16 protein-coding genes are annotated in these 18,472 nt (G+C 65.7%); 8 read left to right on the top strand and 8 right to left on the bottom strand.

Annotated elements, in window-relative coordinates; translation table 11 throughout:
* Positions 1–127: 127 nt before the first annotated feature.
* Complete coding sequence (locus tag ACE10W_RS04400) at positions 128–1,978, bottom strand: ABC transporter ATP-binding protein/permease (RefSeq protein ID WP_271552292.1); 1,851 nt, start codon at positions 1,976–1,978, stop codon at positions 128–130.
* A gap of 201 nt (positions 1,979–2,179) precedes the next feature.
* Here ACE10W_RS04400 and rpmE point away from each other — a divergent pair, with 201 nt between their 5' ends.
* Complete coding sequence (gene rpmE / locus ACE10W_RS04395) at positions 2,180–2,407, top strand: 50S ribosomal protein L31 (protein ID WP_011084323.1); 228 nt, start codon at positions 2,180–2,182, stop codon at positions 2,405–2,407.
* Positions 2,408–2,615: 208 nt separating this feature from the next.
* On the opposite strand, the gene ACE10W_RS04390 is transcribed toward rpmE, so the two are convergent.
* Positions 2,616–3,125: a DUF1465 family protein gene (locus tag ACE10W_RS04390; RefSeq protein WP_011084322.1), complete on the bottom strand. Its 510-nt coding sequence runs from the start codon at positions 3,123–3,125 to the stop codon at positions 2,616–2,618.
* 576 nt (positions 3,126–3,701) lie between these two features.
* Positions 3,702–3,893 carry a DUF1192 domain-containing protein gene (locus tag ACE10W_RS04385; protein ID WP_011084320.1) on the bottom strand — a complete coding sequence of 64 codons (192 nt, stop codon included), beginning with the start codon at positions 3,891–3,893 and terminating at the stop codon, positions 3,702–3,704.
* A 113-nt stretch (positions 3,894–4,006) separates the two neighbouring features.
* On the opposite strand from ACE10W_RS04385, the gene ACE10W_RS04380 reads away from it, so the two are divergent.
* Entirely contained in the window at positions 4,007–5,005 is a 999-nt protein-coding gene (locus ACE10W_RS04380; RefSeq protein WP_028173456.1) for an NAD(P)H-quinone oxidoreductase, read from the top strand.
* A 139-nt stretch (positions 5,006–5,144) separates the two neighbouring features.
* Complete coding sequence (locus ACE10W_RS04375) at positions 5,145–8,021, top strand: EAL domain-containing protein (RefSeq protein WP_028173457.1); 2,877 nt, start codon at positions 5,145–5,147, stop codon at positions 8,019–8,021.
* 42 nt (positions 8,022–8,063) lie between these two features.
* Here the strand turns inward: ACE10W_RS04375 and ACE10W_RS04370 are convergent, their stop codons facing one another.
* Entirely contained in the window at positions 8,064–8,330 is a 267-nt protein-coding gene (locus ACE10W_RS04370) for a hypothetical protein (protein ID WP_028173458.1), read from the bottom strand.
* Positions 8,331–8,483: 153 nt separating this feature from the next.
* Between ACE10W_RS04370 and ACE10W_RS04365 the strand changes: the two genes are divergently transcribed.
* Positions 8,484–9,980: a diguanylate cyclase gene (locus ACE10W_RS04365; protein WP_028173459.1), complete on the top strand. Its 1,497-nt coding sequence runs from the start codon at positions 8,484–8,486 to the stop codon at positions 9,978–9,980.
* 133 nt (positions 9,981–10,113) lie between these two features.
* On the opposite strand, the gene ACE10W_RS04360 is transcribed toward ACE10W_RS04365, so the two are convergent.
* Positions 10,114–10,989, bottom strand: a complete 876-nt coding sequence (locus tag ACE10W_RS04360) for a UTP--glucose-1-phosphate uridylyltransferase (protein ID WP_304550858.1) — start codon at positions 10,987–10,989, stop codon at positions 10,114–10,116.
* A gap of 203 nt (positions 10,990–11,192) precedes the next feature.
* On the opposite strand from ACE10W_RS04360, the gene ACE10W_RS04355 reads away from it, so the two are divergent.
* Positions 11,193–12,575 carry a lytic murein transglycosylase gene (locus ACE10W_RS04355; RefSeq protein ID WP_370205521.1) on the top strand — a complete coding sequence of 461 codons (1,383 nt, stop codon included), beginning with the start codon at positions 11,193–11,195 and terminating at the stop codon, positions 12,573–12,575.
* A gap of 169 nt (positions 12,576–12,744) precedes the next feature.
* A complete protein-coding gene (locus tag ACE10W_RS04350; RefSeq protein WP_304550856.1) occupies positions 12,745–14,466 on the top strand; it encodes an SGNH family hydrolase in 1,722 nt (573 codons plus the stop codon).
* Between the two features lie 68 nt (positions 14,467–14,534).
* Here the strand turns inward: ACE10W_RS04350 and ACE10W_RS04345 are convergent, their stop codons facing one another.
* Together ACE10W_RS04345 and ACE10W_RS04340 are read right to left on the bottom strand one after the other, a co-directional pair.
* Positions 14,535–14,909, bottom strand: coding sequence for a CsbD family protein (locus ACE10W_RS04345; protein WP_011084312.1), 375 nt, complete (start codon positions 14,907–14,909; stop codon positions 14,535–14,537).
* Between the two features lie 72 nt (positions 14,910–14,981).
* Positions 14,982–15,719, bottom strand: a complete 738-nt coding sequence (locus ACE10W_RS04340; protein ID WP_304550855.1) for an SDR family NAD(P)-dependent oxidoreductase — start codon at positions 15,717–15,719, stop codon at positions 14,982–14,984.
* A 99-nt stretch (positions 15,720–15,818) separates the two neighbouring features.
* On the opposite strand from ACE10W_RS04340, the gene ACE10W_RS04335 reads away from it, so the two are divergent.
* Both ACE10W_RS04335 and ACE10W_RS04330 read left to right on the top strand, forming a co-directional pair.
* On the top strand, positions 15,819–16,598 hold the full coding sequence (locus ACE10W_RS04335) for an SDR family NAD(P)-dependent oxidoreductase (RefSeq protein WP_304550854.1): 780 nt from the start codon (positions 15,819–15,821) through the stop codon (positions 16,596–16,598).
* A gap of 98 nt (positions 16,599–16,696) precedes the next feature.
* A complete protein-coding gene (locus ACE10W_RS04330; RefSeq protein WP_304550853.1) occupies positions 16,697–17,584 on the top strand; it encodes a TauD/TfdA family dioxygenase in 888 nt (295 codons plus the stop codon).
* Between the two features lie 162 nt (positions 17,585–17,746).
* On the opposite strand, the gene ACE10W_RS04325 is transcribed toward ACE10W_RS04330, so the two are convergent.
* Complete coding sequence (locus ACE10W_RS04325; protein WP_011084308.1) at positions 17,747–18,391, bottom strand: YqgE/AlgH family protein; 645 nt, start codon at positions 18,389–18,391, stop codon at positions 17,747–17,749.
* Positions 18,392–18,472: the final 81 nt, after the last annotated feature.

The raw sequence follows: 18,472 nt of genomic DNA, 5'->3' as shown, positions 1-18,472 counted from the left end.
CGCAGGTGACCGTACCGTGAGAGGACTCTTCACTACGAGTCTTCGACAAACTTCTTCTTGGGGTTATGGGTCCCGGCCTTCGCCGGGACGACACCGAATTTAGGGCAGCCGGCGGGTGTCTCGCTCGTCACGCCCCCTCGAACTGCAGCCTCGCGAGCCTCGCATAGAGCCCGTTCGCAGCCACCAGCTCGGCATGCGTGCCCTGCTCGACGATCTTGCCCTGGTCCATCACCAGGATGCGGTCGCAGGAGAGCACGGTGGCAAGCCTGTGGGCGATCACCAGCGTGGTGCGGTGCTTCATCAGCTCTTCGAGTGCGGTCTGAACCAGCGTCTCGCTTTCGGCGTCGAGCGCGGAGGTGGCTTCATCGAGCAGCAGCAGCGGCGCATCGCGCAGGATCGCGCGCGCGATCGCGATGCGCTGGCGCTGGCCGCCGGACAGCGTCACGCCGCGCTCGCCGAGCGGCGTGTCGAAACCTTCGGGCAGGCGGCGGATGAACTCGGCGGCATGCGCGAGCTCGGCGGCGCGCTCGACCTCGGCATCGGTCGCATCGGGCCGGCCGAAGCGGATGTTCTCGCGGGCACTCGCGGCAAACACGTTCGATTCCTGCGGCACCAGCGCGATGCGGGAACGGAAATCACGGGGATCGGCGGACCTGACCGGCACGCCGTCGAGCGAGATCGCGCCGCTGCGCGGATCGTAGAAGCGCAGCAGCAGATGAAAGATCGTGCTCTTGCCGGCGCCGGAGGGACCGACGATCGCGACCTTCTCGCCGGGGCGCACGGTGAACGACACGGCGTCGAGCACCTTGACGTCGAGCCGTGCCGGATAGGCGAAGCTGACCTGGTCGAACCCGACCTCGCCGCGCGCCGGCACCGGCAGCGCGCGCGGTGAGGCGGGCGCCTTGATGTCGGGCTGCACATGCAGGATCTCGAACAGCCGCTCGGCAGCGCCTGAGGCCGCCGAGACTTCGCCCCAGACCTCGCTGAGCTGGCCGAGGCCGGCGGCCGCGAACGCGGCATAAAGCACGAACTGGCCGAGCCGGCCCGGCGAGATCGCGCCGGTCAGCACGTCATGCGAGCCGATCCAGAGGATCGCGACCACGCTTGCGAACACGATGAAGATGATGATGGCGGTGAGCACGGCGCGCGCCTGCGTCGAGGTGCGCGCGGCTTCATAGGCTTGCTCGACCTCGCCGCCGAAGCGCTTCGCAGCCAACCCTTCGCTGGTATAGGCCTGCACGGTGCGGATCGCGCCGACCAGCTCGCCCGCATAGGCGGAGGCCTCGGCGAGCGTGTCCTGCGCATTGCGCGACAGACGCCGCACCCAGCGCCCGAAGGCGACCAGCGGCAGCACGATCAGGGGAATGGCCAGCAGCACGAAGCCCGACAGCTTCGGGCTGGTGATGACCATCATCGCCACCGCGCCGAAGAACATCATCAGGTTGCGCAGCGCGATCGACACCGAGGCGCCGACGGCGGATTTGAGCTGGGTGGTGTCGGCGGTGAGCCGCGAAATCAATTCGCCGCTGCGCGCGGAATCGAAGAAGGCGGGCGACAGCGACAGCAAATGAGCGAAGACATCGCGCCTGAGGTCGGCGACGATGCGCTCGCCGATCGTCATCACGAGGTAGTAGCGCGCGGCGCTCGCCAGCGCGAGCACGGCGACGACCGCGATCATCACCGAGAAGTAGCTGTTGATCAGCTCGATGCCCTCAGGCGTCAGGCCGAAATCGATCATCCGGCGCACCGCGACCGGCACCAGCAGCGTGGTCAGCGCGGCGATCGTGAGCGCGACGAAGGCGAGCGCGGCCCGGCCGCGATAGCGGGCCACATAGGGCGCGAGCGCGAGCAGCGGCCGCAGCTTGGCGCGGCCCTTGGCGGGCTGCTCGATCAGCTCGGCTTCGATGGACGGGGCCTCAGGCGGCGCGGCATCGCGCTCGTCGCGGTACTGGTCGTCAAGCCGTTCCACAGCGCTCATGAGATCGGACCCAGGGAGACAGATGTGCTCCACATAGGCCGGTGCGGGGGGAGTGGCAAATCCGGGATGTCCCTTAGGGGACGGCCCGGTTCTCCTTTGCCCACAATGGCTTGTTTTGAAGGGTCCGCTGGGGTATAGAGCCGGCCAAATCCGTCATTCGATAGCCACTCAAGCAAGGCGCAGGTCGCCCTAGGAATTGCCATGAAAGCCGAAATTCATCCGGATTATCATACGATTAAGGTCGTGATGACCGACGGAACCGAGTACCTGACCCGCTCCACCTGGGGCAAGGAAGGCGACACGCTGAACCTCGACATCGACCCGAAGTCGCACCCGGCCTGGACCGGCGGCAACGCCCAGATCATGGATCGCGGCGGCCGCGTCTCGCGCTTCCAGAAGAAGTTCTCGGGTTTCCTCAAGAAGGATTGATCCGGCCGTTTCGGCCGCGACGAAAAACGCCCCCGGGAGACCGGGGGCGTTTTTGTTTTTTCCGGCTGTCATTCCGGGGCGCGACGAAGTCGCGAGCTATGATGCGCAATTGCGCATCTGAGAATCCATAACCACGGTCGGGAGTATGGATTCCGGGCCCGCGCCAAGAGGCGCGTCCCGGAATGACGACCGAGATTGTCGATAGAGCTTACCGCTCGAACGCGGCCTTCAGCGCGTTGAGGTGCGGCACCAGCGGGTTGCCGATCGCGATGTGCTCGGCCGGCGGGGTGTGGATGGTGGTGTCGAGGCGGCGCACGCGGGTCTGCAGGCTCATCGAGCGATGGATCAGATCCTGCAGCTGCGAGGGCAGCTTCTCGATGGTGTCGGCGGGACCGGGATCGGCCGCGCTGAGCTTGACCTTGGTCTTCTCGCGGTTGGCCTGGACCAGCGTCATCTCGCCTTCCTTCACCGCGCGGTGCAGCAGCAGCCAGGAGGCGAGCTGCATCAGGCGGGTGGTGAGGCGCATGCTCTCGGTCGCGTAGGTGAGGCTGACGGCGCGATCGAGTGCCTTGGCCTCGGTGCGGCCGGCGCCGTCGAGATAGGCGGCGGTCTCTTCGACGAGGTCCATGCCCTCGCGGAACAGCGTGCCGAACGCAGCCGAATTGGTGAACCGCTCGCTGAGTTGAACGAGAGCGCCGTCGGCTTGCAAACGTTCCATGGTTAACGCCCCTTACGCAACTGTTTACCTGTCCGGCTTTGCGCCGGCTTTATGATGAACAAATCATTGCGCGGGCGGGACGCGGAGTCCAGCGACAAGCTCGGATATGGTTTCCGCGGGTCTTTCCTCGGAATTCAACCGCAACGAGACGCAAAAAAGAGCCGCCGGAAGACCGGCGGCTTTGAAAGTTGATAACAGGGAGGCGTCAAACAGAGTGGACAGGAGCCACTCGGTGTCCAAACGAGGACAGTTCCAGTCATAAAGCCGAAAGCTTAATCGACGGTAAACGAGCGAATTTTTTGAGGGTTCGTTAGCCATGTCGGTCAGTGGCCGAGTGCACTGCGGAACAAACTCCCCTCGTCATTCCGGGGCGCGACGAAGTCGCGAGCTATGATGCGCAATTGCGCATCTGAGAATCCATAACCACGAGCGGATGAGGCGCCCCGGCTCTGTCAGCCTGCCCCTGCAAAAGCCTGTGGTTATGGATTCCGGGCTCGGCGCTATCGCGCCGCCCCGGAATGACGACGAGGAGAGTTCGGGCGCCACGTCCTGGACACGAGAGTGGAGCGACAGCCGCTACGACTTGAAAATACTGTTCGCCGCGTCGCGCGAGGCGCGCTTCTTGGCGGCGGCTTCTTCCAGCCTTGCGATCTCGGTCTTGAGCAGGGCGACGCGCTCGGTCAGTTCCTCCACGGACAACAGTGAGAGATCCTGTCCGATTTCATGCGTGATCTTCTTGCGCGGGCGGTCGTCGTCTTCCGTCGCCATGATCGTTCCTCCTGCGTTCGCACCGGGCACACGGCTGAGGCGGTTGCCAGCTTGGACCGCGCTGGCTAAGCAATGGCCTCGTCTCCTCCCGCACCTTTGCTCAAGGACACATCATGGACAAGCTGCCCGCGCAAATGACCGTGGTCGCCATCTCCAAGCCCGGCGGACCGGAGGTGCTGGTGCCGGAACAACGGACCGTGCCGCAGCCCGGTCCCGACGAGATCCTGGTCAAGGTGCAGGCCGCCGGCGTCAACCGGCCCGACGTCGCGCAGCGCTCCGGCGCCTATCCGCCGCCGCCCGGCGCCAGCGACCTGCCCGGCCTGGAGATCGCCGGTGAAGTCGTCGCCGTCGGCAGCAATGCCAAGCGGCACAAGATCGGCGACAAGGTGATGTCGCTGGTCGCCGGCGGGGGCTATGCGCAGTACTGCATCGCGCAGGACGCCCAGGCGATGAGCGTGCCGCCGGCGCTGTCGATCAAGGAAGCCGGCGCGCTGCCGGAAACCCTGATGACGGTCTGGCACAATGTGTTCGAGCGCGGCGGCCTCAAGGCCGGCGAGACGCTGCTGATCCATGGCGGCTCCTCCGGCATCGGCACCATGGCAATCCAGCTTGCGAAGGCGTTCGGCGCGAAGGTGTTCGTCACCGTCGGCTCGCAGGACAAGATCGATGCCTGCCTCAAGCTCGGGGCCGACCGCGCCATCAACTACAAGACCGAAGACTTCGTCGCCGTGGTGAAGGCGGAGACCGGCAATGCCGGCGTCAACCTGATCCTCGACATGGTCGCCGGCGAGTATGTGGACCGCAACTACGACGCTGCCGCGGTTGACGGCCGCATCGTCCAGATCGCGACCCTCAACGGCCCCAAGGTCAGCGTCAACATCGCCAAGGTCATGGTCAAGCGCCTGACGCATACCGGCTCGACGCTGCGCCCCCGTAGTAATGCGGACAAGGCGGCGATGGTGGCCGCGATCGAGGCGAAAGTGATGCCGCTTCTGCGCGAAGGCCGGGTCAAACCGGTGATGGACAGCGCTTTCCCGCTGGAAAAGGCGGCCGATGCCCACCGGCGCATGGAGACGAGCGCACATATTGGCAAAATTGTGTTGGAGGCGTAGGCCTCTGACCCATAGGGGACGCCGGAAACCCTTTGATTTTCCTTGCTTTCGTGGCATCTATCGCGACGCACCGAACCAATTCCGTCCGGTCTGAAATCGCCTTGCACACGAAGTTTGCGTCGAACGCGGAGAACTGACCTTGCGTCTGATCAGGTGCCTCGCGCCCATCGCGCTGGGCCTCATGATTCTTGTCGCCGCGCTTCCGGCGCGCGCGCTCGACGCCGTCAGCGTCCGCGGTGACGCGCCCGCGATCGACCTCACCGGCGTGCTCGAGCATCAACGCAGCGATGCCGACCGCATCCAGGTCTCGACCGCGCCCGGCACCGACGGCATCGTCCGCCGCATCGAGGTGCGCGCCCGCGAGGGCGGCCAGAACTGGGTGGTGTTCGCACTCGCCAACAACACCGACGACCAGCTCGACCGCCTGATCGTCGCTCCGCATTACCGCATCGTCTCGTCAGGCCTGCTGTGGCCCGACCTCGGCCTGTCGCGCATCGCGACCATCACGCCCTCGACCGGCGACCGGCCGGAGCGGCAGGAAAGCCCGACCGCCGACGTCTTCCGCGTCACGCTCGACCCCGGCGCCGTCATCACCTTCGTCGCGGAGCTGCGCACCGACAAGCTGCCGCAGCTCTATCTGTGGGAGCCGGAAGCCTACAAGGACAAGGTCAATTCCTTCACGCTCTACCAGGGCATCGTGATCGGCATTTCGGGGCTGCTGGCGCTCGTTCTCACGATTCTGTTCGTGGTGAAGGGCAGCATCATGTTCCCGGCGGCAGCGGCGCTGGCCTGGGCCGTGCTGGTCTATATCGGCGTCGATTTCGGCTTCTGGGGCAAGGTGCTCGACATGTCGAACAACGCCGAGCGCATCTGGCGCGCGGCGGGTGAAGCGATCCTGGCGGCGACGCTGCTGGTGTTCCTGTTCGCCTATCTCAACCTCAGTCGATGGCATGTGCGCTATTCGCACATCACGGTGGGCTGGCTCGCCTTCCTCGGCTCGCTGGTCGCACTGGCGCTGTTCGACCCGGCGGTGGCCTCCGGCATCGCGCGCATCTCGCTGGTGCTGATCGCCTTCGCCGGCTTCGCGCTCATCGTCTATCTCTCCACCCACGGCTTCGACCGCGCGGTGCTCTTGATCCCGACCTGGTTCCTCCTGGTGGTCTGGGTGGTCGCGGCCGGCATGACGGTGGCCGGCTCCGTCACCAACGACATCGTCGGCCCGGCGCTGCTTGGCGGCCTCGTCCTGATCGTAATGCTGATCGGCTTCACGGTGATGCAGCACGCCTTCGCCGGCGGCGGCGCCACCACCGGCGTCGTCTCCGACATCGAGCGGCGCGCACTGGCGCTCGCCGGTTCCGGCGATTTGATCTGGGACTGGGACGTTTCCGCCGACAAGGTCTTCACCAGCCCCGAGACCGAAGCCCTGCTCGGCCTCAAGCGCGGCACGCTGGAAGGCCCAGCGGCGTCCTGGCTGGAAGTGCTGCATCCGCTTGACCAGGACCGTTTCCGCGCCGCGCTCGACAGCGTGCTCGACCAGCGCCGCGGCCGCCTGGTGCAGGACTTCCGCCTGCGCACCCCGGACGGTCATTTCATGTGGTTCGCGCTGAAGGCGCGTCCCGTGGTCGGCTCCGACGGCGAGGTCTCGCGCGTGGTCGGCACGCTCACCGACGTCACCGAGCTGCGCAATGCCGAGGAGCGCCTGCTGCACGATTCCGTGCATGACAACCTCACCGGCCTGCCCAACCGCAAGCTGTTCATGGACCGGCTGGGTGCGGTCGCGCATTTCGCCAAGACCATGCCGACGCTGCGGCCGACGCTGATGGTGATCGACCTCGACCGCTTCAAGCAGGTCAACGATTCCGTCGGCATCGCGGTCGGCGATTCCATCCTGCTGACGCTGGCCCGCCGCCTCACCCGCATCCTGAAGCCGCAGGACACGCTGGCGCGGCTCGCCGGCGACCAGTTCGGCCTGATCCTGCTGTCGGAGCAGGATCCCGCCCGCATCACCGCCTTCGCCGAGACCATCCGCAAGACCATCCGCGCGCCGATCGCCTTCAACGAGCGCGAGATTTTTCTCACGGCCTCGATCGGGCTCGCACTTTCCGATCCTCAGACGCAATTGACGGACGAGATCATCAAGGATGCCGAGCTGGCGATGTATCACTCCAAGCGCATCGGCGGCGATCGCATCGACGTCTACAAGCCGGCGATGCGCGCCCGCAAGACCGACCGCCTGACGCTGGAAAGCGAGCTGCGCCGCGCCATCGAGCGGCAGGAGCTCACCATCCTCTACCAGCCGATCGTCCGGCTGGAGGACCGCTCCGTCGCCGGCTTCGAGGCGCTGGCGCGCTGGGACCACCCCAAGCTCGGGCGCATGGCGCCGTCGGAATTCATCACCATCGCCGAAGAGACCGGCCTGATCGTCGACCTCGGCATGTTCGTGCTCGACCAGACCGCAAAGCAGCTCTCTATCTGGCAGCGCGCGATGCGCTCGCGCGAGCCGATCTTCGCCTCCGTCAACGTCTCCTCGCGGCAATTGCTGCGCCACGACCTGATCCACGACATCCGCACCGTGCTGTCGCGCTCGTCGGTGGCGCGCGGCACGCTGAAGCTGGAATTGACGGAATCGCTGGTGATGGAGAACCCGGAGCACGCGGCGCAGATGCTGACGCGGATCCGCGAGCTCGGCACCGGGCTGTCGCTCGACGATTTCGGCACCGGCCATTCCTCGCTGGCCTATCTCCAGCGATTCCCGTTCGACACCATCAAGATCGACCAGTCGTTCGTGCGCACCACCAACCGCGGCACCCGTCCGGTGATCCTGAAGTCGATCATCGCGCTCGCGCACGACCTCGGCATGGACGTGGTCGCCGAAGGCGCCGAGACCGATTCCGACGCGGTCGAGCTCTACCAGATGGGCTGCGAATACGCGCAGGGCTTTGCCTTCGGCGAGCCGATGGACGCCGATGCGGCGATGCGCCTGCTGACGGAAGTGCGGCTGGAAGCGGCGAGCTGAACTCGCGACTCGCGCGCCACATCAACCTCGAGGTCGGCAGCTTCACCGCCGCCGGTCGTTCTTCTTCTTTTTCGTGAACCTGACGCTCGCGCCGTCCGGCATCCGTGTCGCCACGAACCCGGCGGCGAGGCAGGCCTCGCGCTGCGGCATCTGGATGTCGGGGCTGCGCAGGCTGTCCCACCACGAGGCACGATTCGCCGCACGCGGCAGGGCCGCGCCGATGATCTCCTCGATCTGTTCAAAGCTCAGCACGAATTCGTCCTGCTTCTGCCGCAGCAGATAGTCGCGCAACGCGTCGTAGTCGTTCACCGTCGTCCTCTCGTCCGAAGCCGGATTTGCCCGATCGGGCCTGCCCAAAACCGTGAGCCGCATCAACCGTTTCTTAACTCATTGCGGCAGTGCCGTCCTACCTTAAACACTACTCAAGCTTTCGGGCGCATCCACTAGGATCGGGAGCAAACGATGCTGTCTGGATGGCGCGAAGTCACGGCCCGCCGGCCGTGGCGGATCTCGGCGAAACTTCTGATCATCTCGTCCGTCGTGACGGTGATCGGCTTTTCCACCATTTGCGTCAACGTCATGCTCGACATGCGCCGCGGCGAGGAGGCACTCGCCCGCCAGACGCTGGAAAACCTGGCGACGACCATCGAGTCCGACGTCAGTCGCAACATCGAGATCTACGACCTGTCGCTGAAGGCGGTCGCCAACAACATGCTGCTGCCCGAGCTCGCGACGGTCTCCAAGACGGTCCGCCACCTCATCCTGTTCGACCATGCGACCACGGCACGGCATTTCGGCGCGATCCAGGTGTTCGATGCCGAGGGCAGGCTGACCATCGACGCTTCCACGCTCGATCCCCTGCCGGAGAGCCGGAGCGAGGAGGACTACTTTAGGGTTCATCACGACAATCCGGAAGCGGGCCTCTTCATCAGCCGGCCGATGCTGTTCCGCGGCACCTATTCCATCGTGCTCAGCCGGCGCATCAGCGACACCGACGGCGGCTTCCTTGGCGTCGTCGCCGGCTCGATCCGCTTCAGCTATTTCCACGAATTGTTCGAGCGCCTGAGCCTCGACCCTGAAGACACCATCACCGTGCTCAGGCGCGACCGCACCATCATCATGCGGCGGCCGTTCGATCTCGACGTCATTGGCAAGAACCTCGGCACGCGACCGGACTGGAAACCGGAAAACCTCCAGGTCGGAGGCTCCTTTGCGGGCAAGGGCCCGGTCGACGCCACCCCGCGGCTCTATGTCCGCAGCGGCGGGTCCAGTCCGCTGTTCGTGGTGGCCGGCAAGCCGCTGAGCGCCGTGTTCGCGCTGTGGCAGAAGGAAGCTTATCGCATCGGCGCCGTGGTGCTGGCGCTTGCACTGTTCGTGCTGGGATCGACGCTCGTGCTCGCACGCGAGATCGACCGACGCGCCGAGGCCGAGCGCAAGCTCGAGGAGATGGCAACGACCGACGCGCTCACCGGCCTGAAGAACCGCCGCAAGTTCGATGCTGTCATCGATGTCGAATGGCGGCGCGCGATGCGCCAGAAGACGCCGGTCGCGCTCCTGATGATCGATGCCGATCACTTCAAGGCCTACAACGACACGTTCGGCCACCAGGCCGGCGACCAGCTGCTGGTCGGCATCGCCATCTGCATTTCCGATTCGGTGAGCCGCGCCGGCGACTGCGCCGCGCGCTATGGCGGCGAGGAATTCGCCGTGCTGCTGCCGAACACCTCCGCCACCGAGGCATTCGGGATCGCCGAGGCGATCCGCGGCAAGGTGCAGGGCTGGTCCGACGATGCGGCGACCTCGACGGTCTCCTGCGGCATCGCCAGTCTCGTCCCCGCCGCCGGCATGGACTGGTCGATCCTGGTCGCCGCCGCCGACAAGGCGCTCTATGCCGCGAAGGCGGGCGGGCGTAACCAGTCCGTGGTCGCGAGCTTGCCGAAGCTATCGCTGGTGGCGTGATCCAGGCTGTCATTCCGGGGCGGCTCGAAGAGCCGAACCCGGAATCTCGAGATCCCTCGGCGCGCAATTGCGCACCTGAGGTCTGGTCCTTCGGACCATCCCGGGATGACATCGAAGGCGTCCGCCTTCGATGTCACTGCCCCAGATACTTCTTCATCTCCGCGATCAACCCGTCGCGCAGTTCGGGGCGCTTCAGGCCGTAGGCGATGTTGGCGCGGAGGAAGCCGGGCTTGGAGCCGCAATCATGGCGCTCGCCCTCGAACTCGACGCCGTAGAATTTCTGCGACCTGGCGAGGCCGATCATGGCGTCGGTGAGCTGGATCTCGCCGCCGGCGCCGCGCTCCTGGGTCTCCAGGATCTTGAAGATCTCCGGCTGGAGGATGTAGCGGCCGGTGATGGAAAGGTTGGAGGGCGCGGTGCCCTTGGCCGGCTTCTCGACCATGCCGTCGACCTCGAACATCTTGCCGGTGCGCTTGCCGACGCCGCAGATGCCGTATTGATGGGTGAGATGGTCGGGCACCGCCTCGACCGCGATCAGGTTGGATTTGTCGCCGAGCGAGGACGCGGTTTCGATCATCTGCTTCAGGCAGCCGGGCGTGTTGAGCACGAGCTCGTCCGGCAGCACGACCGCGAACGGCTCGTTGCCGACGATGTCGCGGGCGCACCAGACCGCGTGGCCGAGACCGAGCGGCGCCTGCTGGCGGGTGAAGCTGACGGCGCCGGCATCCGGCTGGTTCTGCGCCAGGATCTCCTGCTCGGCCTTCTTGCCGCGCGCAGCCAGCGTCGCGTCGAGCTCGAACATCTTGTCGAAATGATCTTCGATGACATTCTTGTTGCGGCCGGTGACGAAGATGAAGTGCTCGATGCCGGCTTCCCTCGCCTCGTCATAGACGTACTGGATCAGCGGCTTATCGACGATGGTCAGCATTTCCTTTGGCATCGCCTTGGTGGCGGGCAGGACGCGGGTGCCGAGGCCGGCGACGGGGAATACGGCTTTGCGGATTTTCATGGGATCGATCGAATACCTGAGGACGTGAACGGAGCAATGTGATCTTGCTAGCTTGTTTGCAGCCGCTAACAAAGGCGGATGTGGGGCCTCGCCGTTACAGAGTTGAGAAAAAGGCCGACACCAAAATTTCATCTTTGTTAAGCTATTGGCAACCGCAACCGGGCCTCCTGATGGCGGATTTTTGGCCTGACAGGTGGGACATGATGCAATCAGTGGCAGGACTGGCAAAACGTGCTGGATCCGTGACCAGCGTGGCGTTGGTTGCGGCTGCCTTGCTGCTGCCGGCTTGCGCGCAGGCACAGGCGCAGAACGGCCTGTCGAACCTGTTCGGCGGTATTTTCTCCGGCTCGAACCCTGCTCCCTCGCAAGCCCCGCCAGGTCCCGGCGGCGCGCAACCCTGGAGCGGCGAGGACGGCGCTTCCGGCCATCCGCTGATGACGGCGGCCGCGATCCGCGAGGCCGCCTCCAATTTCAACAATTGCGTTGCAGGGATGTGGCCCGATGCCGCACGGCGCGGCATCACCGAGGAAAATTTTCAGCGCTTCACCGCAGGGCTCGCGCCCGACCTGCGCATCATGGACCTGATGGACTCGCAACCGGAGTTCACCAAGTCGATCTGGGACTATCTCGACATTCTCGTGAACGACAACCGCCTCGCCAAGGGCCGCGAGGTGCTCGCCAAATACAAGGCGCAGTTCGACGCCACCGAAAAGGCCACTGGCGTCGATCGCTACATCATCGCCTCGATCTGGGGCATCGAGTCCAATTACTCGACGCAGATGGGCGACCGCAGCGTGCTGCAATCGACCGCGACGCTCGCCTGCATCGGCCGCCGCCAGGCTTATTTCAAGGACGAATTCCTCTCCGCACTGGAGATCCTCAATCGCGGCGATCTCAGGCCCGAGCAGATGCGCGGCTCCTGGGCCGGCGCCTTCGGCCCGACCCAGTTCATGCCGACCGCGTTCAAGCGCTTTGCCGTGGACGGCGATGGCGACGGACGGCGCGACGTCGTCGACAATCCCACCGACCTGATCGCCTCCACCGCCAACAACCTGAAGAAGGACGGCTGGCAGGCCGGCCAGACCTGGGGCTTCGAGGTCGTGGTGCCCCAGGGATTCAACTACATGCTGGCCGACCGCGCCAAGGCGATGACGATCGCGCAGTGGGAAAAGCTCGGCCTCAAGCGCCCGACGGCCCAGCCGTTCCCGCATCCGGCGGAGAAAGCCTATCTGCTGGCGCCGGCGGGCGCGCAGGGGCCGGGCTTCCTGATGCTTCAGAACTACCGGGTCATCATGAAGTACAACCCGGCCGAGGCCTATGCGCTGGCGATCGGCCATTTCGCCGACCGCCTGCGTGGGGGGCAGCCCTTCGTGCAGCCCTGGCCGCGGCAGGAACGGGAGCTGGCCCGCACGGAACGGCTGGAACTCCAGCAATTGCTGGCCCAGCGCGGCTTCTACAAGGGCACCCCGGACGGCCAGTTCGGCGGCCAGACCCGGGAGGCCTTGCGCAACTTCCAGGCCTCGATCGGGGTCCCCGCGGACGGTTTTGCGTCCTCCGACGTGCTGGAACGGCTGCGCGGACGGTGAAATCGCGCCGAAAGTAACCCTGAACAGGGATTTTGCGTGCCGGCCTTGACGGGGGCGGCGGTTCCCCGGTGTATGGCCAAAGAATCTGCGAGAGAATCTGCCCGTTTGGCGCCTGATTCCGCTATTATATCGAGCCACTTCCAGACCCGTTGCGGGTGCCCGAGATCGCATGTCGAAGAAGTCCCTGTTCAAGGCGCTGACCGAGACCGGCCCGCTGATCGCGCTGGGGACGGCGCTTGCGATTCTGGTATCGGTCGCAGGACCCGCCTCGGCGCAATTCTTCAACTTCCCCGGCTTCGGCGGCCCGCCGCAACGTTCGGCCCCGCCGCCGCGCCAAGGCGGCGGTGGTGGCGGCTGGTTCGGCGGCGACTTCTTCGCACCGTTCCAGCAGCAACAGCCGCAGGCGCCGCGCCAGGATTTCTCGCGCGCGCCGGCACCTAGCAAGCGTGACACCATTCCCGACAAGAACGTGCTGGTGATCGGCGACGCCATGGCGGACTGGCTCGCCTACGGCCTGGAAGACGCCTACAGCGAGCAGCCCGACATGGGCGTGATCCGCAAGCACAAGACCACGTCCGGCCTGATCAAGTACCAGCCGAAGGGCGAACCCTCGGACTGGGCGGCGGCAGCCAAGGGCATCCTCGAGACCGAGAAGCCTGACGTCATCGTCGTCATGCTCGGCCTCAACGATCGTATCTCGATCCGCGAGCCGGTGACTGAGAAATCCGACAAGGCTTCGGACAAGGACAAGAAGAACGACAAGGGCGCGCGCGCCAAGCCGCAAGGAAAGCCTGACGCGAAACCCGGCGACGCCAAGCCCGATATCGCGGCGAAGCCGGACGACAAGCCGGCCGATGCCGACCTGCCGCAGGATGACGCCGACAACGCCGACGCGCCGCAGGTCGCTGCTCCCGAGAAGACCGCACGCAACCCGAACGGCCTCTACGAATTCCGCGACGACCGCTGGGTCGAGCTCTACGCCAAGAAGATCGAGGAGCTGGCCAACGTCCTGAAGGCCAAGGGCGTGCCGGTGCTCTGGGTCGGCCTGCCCGCGATCCGCGGCCCCAAGGGCACGGCGGACATGCTGTTCCTGGATTCGCTCTATCGCGAGGGCGCGGCCAAGGCCGGCATCACCTATGTCGATGTCTGGGACGGCTTCGTCGACGAAGCCGGCCGCTTCCTCCAGAAGGGTCCGGACTTCGAGGGCCAGATCCGTCAGCTCCGCACCTATGACGGCGTCTTTTTCACCAAGCCCGGCGCGCGCAAGCTGGCGCACTATGTCGAGCGCGAGATCACGCGCCTGCTCGCAGGCCGCTCCGGCCCGATCGCGCTGCCGAGCGAGCCGGCGACGCCCGACACCAGCGTCGAGCCCGGCAAGCCCGCGCCGCGCCCGCTCGCCGGCCCGATCGTGCCGCTAGTCGCGGCCTCGATCTCGACCGATCAATTGCTGGGCGGCCCGGGCTCGCGTCCCGCTGCCGTCGATGCGCTCGCTGCCAAGACGATGGTGAAAGGCGAGCCGCTGACGGCCCCCGCAGGCCGTGCCGACGATTATGCCTGGCCGCGCCGCGAAGTCGGCCGCGAGCAGGCCAAGGGCGATACGCCGATGGCCGCGACGACGCCCGACGGCGGCGCTGCGGCTCCCGGCGCGCCGGGCGCGGCGGGCGCGGCGGCTGCTGCGATCGCGCCGCCAAAGCTCGCACCGAAGAAACCGCCGGTGGTGCAGCAGCCGGCCCAGGCGACGCCGTCGTTCCGTGATTTCTTCGGCTTCGGCTCGCCGCAGCAGGCACCGCGTCAGCTGGCGCCGGCACCAGGGCCGCGCAATCCGGCTCAAAACCCCGCGATCCCGCGTCCGCCGGGCAATGTCGGCCGATCGGCGGAAGTGATCCGGTAGCTGGATTTCTGATGTAATGCGATTCCGGGCGCGCGAAGCGCGAGCCCGGAATGACGAGGCGGGGTGGCTCAGCCGTAATAGCGCCAGCGCGGCGGCGGGCGGCGTGCCGGCCGTGACATCAGCAGCGCGAGCGCGAAGCCGATGCCGCCAGCGACGAGCAGTGCGCCGAGCGGATTGTCCTGCACCTTCCTGGCAATCGCCTGCGAACCATCGCGGAAGGTCTCGCCGCTGTTGTCGTAGGCATCCTTGGCGTAGCCGGCCGCGGTCTCGCTGGCCTCACGCACGGCGTCCTTGGCCTGGCCGTAGAGATTCTGCACGGTGCCGGCAGCCTCGCGCGCCTTGCCCGACGCCTGTGTCTGCGCATCGCCCGCCAGATCTCCGACTGCGCCTTCCGCGCGGCCAGCGAATTCCTTGGCCGATCCAACAATTCGATCCTTGTCCATGTGCTCCTCCTCGGGGGTCAGCCGGAGTAACCGATCAGGCGCAGCGCAGTTCCAATCGCCTAGAGCAATCGCCTAGAGAATGAGTCCGCCATCGACGACCAGCGTCTGGCCGATGATGTAGGACGACAGCGGCGATGCCAGAAACAGCGCCGCGCCCGCCATGTCAGCCGGCGTGCCCAATCGCCGCAGGGGAATGCGCGACAAGGCACCTTCGAGCCGCTTGGGATTGTCGGTCGTGACCTTCGTCATTTTGGTATCGACGAGGCCGGGCGCGATACCGTTGACGCGAATGCCGTCCTCGGCCCAGGCCTCCCCTAGCGTGCGCGTCAATCCGACCGCACCGGTCTTCGAGGCGTTGTAGGCGGGATTGCCCATGGTGGAATGATAGGCCGCGGTCGAGGACACCATGATCAGCGCGCCCTTCGCATCCCGCAACATGGAATGAAACCGCGTCGCGCACGCCATCAGGCTCATCAAATTGACCTCGACGACCTTGCGGAAACCGGTCATCTCGAACTCGCCCCGGCGATAGATCACAGCGCCTTGCGCAAGCACGAGGATGTCGAGACGATCGAAGGACGGCTTGAAGGCTTCGATCGCAGCGGGATTGCTGACGTCGAGCTGCGCGTAAGCAAGGCCGGTGAGATCGGAGCCTTCCTCAGCCGAATATTCCGTTGCGTGAGCACGCGTGCCGCAAACCGCAACAGCAGCACCCCTGGTGCGAAAGGCTTGCGCGATGCCGTTGCCGATGCCGCTGGAACCGCCGACGACCAGCACCTGCTTGCCCGAAAAATCCAGCTCGTTCGCCATCGCGACCTCCCCTTTTATTTTGCTTGTTTGACCTGTCTGCGGATCGATGCCAGCCTTGTCAATCTCATAACAAGAAACAGAAGGACGCGAGGAAACAGCATGTCCGAATTCAAACAGCTGAGCCGGTCCGTGAAGGGCCTGACCGTTCTCGTGACCGGCGCGGCCAGCGGCATGGGGCGCGCGACGGCGCGCGTGTTCGCCATCGAGGGTGCGAACGTCGCGGTGACCGATTATGACGAGCAAGGCGCGATAGCCGTCGCGAAGGAGATCGCAGCGAGCGGCGGGTCGGCGAAGGCCTGGAAGCTCGATGTCGCCGACGGCGGCGAGATCAAGCGCGTGGTCCATGACGTTGCAGCGCATTTCGGCGGGCTCGACATCGTCGTCAACAATGCCGGCATCTCCGTGCGTGTCGCGATCGATGACGAGACGTACGAAGATGCCTGGGCCAGGGGCATCGCCGTGATGCTGACGGCGCATCCGCGCATCATCCGCGCCGCGCTGCCTCACTTGCGCAAATCGAAGAGCCCGCGCATCGTCAACATTGCCTCGACCGAGGCGCTCGGCGCCACCGCGCTGCACAGTCCCTATTCGGCGGCGAAGGGCGGCGTGGCGAGCCTGACCCGCTCGCTCGCGGTCGAACTCGGCCGCGAAGGCATCACCGTCAACTGCATCTGCCCGGGCCCGATCCGCACCGCGATCACCGACCGTATCTCGGAAGAGCACAAGACCATCTACGCCAAGCGTCGGACGGCACTCGGCCGCTACGGCGATCCCGAGGAGGTCGCGCACATGACGCTGAGCCTGTGCCTGCCGGCCGCGTCGTTCCTGACCGGCGCGGTGATCCCGGTCGACGGCGGCCTGATGGCGCGCAACGCGTAAGAGGTATGCTGAGCAAGCGTTGACATCTGCGGTTGCCGGAGTAGCTTTTTTGTCAACAGAGCGGGAGCAACCGCTCGCGGTCCGCGGGAGAAAACGCCATGACGATCGCCATCCGGCAGCTTCAGACGCATTTTGTCGGCGAGGTTTCCGGCCTCGATTTGCGAAAGCCGCTCACGCCGGGCGAGGCCCGCGAGGTCGAGTCCGCCATGGACAAATACGCGGTGCTCGTTTTCCACGACCAGGACATCACCGACGAGCAGCAGATGGCTTTCGCGCTGAACTTCGGCCAGCGCGAGGACGCGCGCGGCGGCACGGTCACCAAGGAGAAGGACTACCGGCTGCAATCCGGCCTGAACGACGTCTCCAATCTCGGCAAGGACGGCAAGCCGCTGGCCAAGGACAGCCGCACGCACCTGTTCAATCTCGGCAACTGCCTCTGGCACTCCGACAGCTCGTTCCGTCCCATTCCCGCAAAATTCTCGCTGCTGTCGGCGCGCGTGGTGAACCCGACGGGCGGCAACACCGAATTCGCGGACATGCGCGCCGCCTATGACGCGCTCGACGACGAGACCAAGGCCGAAATCGAGGACCTCGTCTGCGAGCACTCGCTGATGTATTCGCGCGGCTCGCTCGGCTTCACCGAGTACACCGACGAAGAGAAGCAGATGTTCAAGCCGGTGCTGCAACGCCTCGTGCGCACCCATCCGGTCCACCGCCGCAAGTCGCTGTATCTCTCGTCGCATGCCGGCAAGATCGTCAGCATGAGCGTGCCGGAGGGGCGGCTGCTGTTGCGCGATCTCAACGAGCACGCGACGCAGGCCGAATTCGTCTACGTCCACAAATGGAAGCTGCATGACCTCGTGATGTGGGACAACCGCCAGACCATGCACCGCGTCCGCCGCTACGACCAGTCCCAGCCCCGCGACATGCGCCGCGCGACGGTGGCGGGGACGGAGCCGACGGTGCAGCAGCAAGCGGCGGAGTAGGCGCTACTCAGCAATCGGTGTCGTCGCCCGGCTTGACCGGGCGATCCAGTATTCCAGAGGCAGCAGTGATAGAATCGAGAAGCTGCGGCGTACTGGATGCCCCGGTCAAGCCGGGGCATGACAGCGGAGGCTGAGGCACGACAGCCGACGACGGCACACCAGCTACGCGTGCCCTGCCTCGTTCGAGAGCATGCCGGGATCGATGCCGATCTTGCGGAGCGCGCGGCCGTATTTTTCGTCGACGTCGTCGCCGAAGATCAGGTCCGCATCCGCATCGCAATGCAGCCAGCCGTTGCTCTGGATCTCGGTCTCGAGCTGGCCCGGCGCCCAGCCGGCATAGCCGAGCGCGAGGATGGCGTGCTTGGGGCCGGAGCCGTTGGCGATCGCGCGCAGGATATCGACGGTTGCGGTGAGGCAGACGCCGTCGTCGATCCGGAGCGTCGCGTTCTCGATGTAGAAATCGCTGGAATGCAGCACGAAGCCGCGCCCGGTATCGACCGGGCCGCCGCGCAGCACCTTCATGCTTTCGGCGTTCTCCGGCAGCTTGATGTGCTCGCCCTTCCTGATGATGCCGAGCTGCTCCAACAGCTCGGGGAAGTCGATGCTGCCGGCGGGATGGTTGACGATGATGCCCATCGCGCCTTCGGCCGAATGGGCGCAGAGATAGATCACCGAGCGCTCGAAGCGCGCATCGCCCATCACGGGCATGGCGATCAGGAGGCGGCCGTCGAGGTAGCCGGCCGAACTGGGGGGCGCGGGGCCCGTGCTGCGGGTGCTTTCGCCCGTCCTCTTGCCTGTGGGAGCCATCGGTGAAGCACTCCGGTTTCAATTCCTATCCTGATGTTGGGCCCGGCCGCTGTCAAATCAAGGCTTGCAGAGACCTGATTC

Source organism: Bradyrhizobium sp. B025 (assembly GCF_042257955.1).
Lineage (GTDB): Bacteria > Pseudomonadota > Alphaproteobacteria > Rhizobiales > Xanthobacteraceae > Bradyrhizobium > Bradyrhizobium diazoefficiens.
This window is presented reverse-complemented; position numbering and strand designations above follow the sequence as displayed.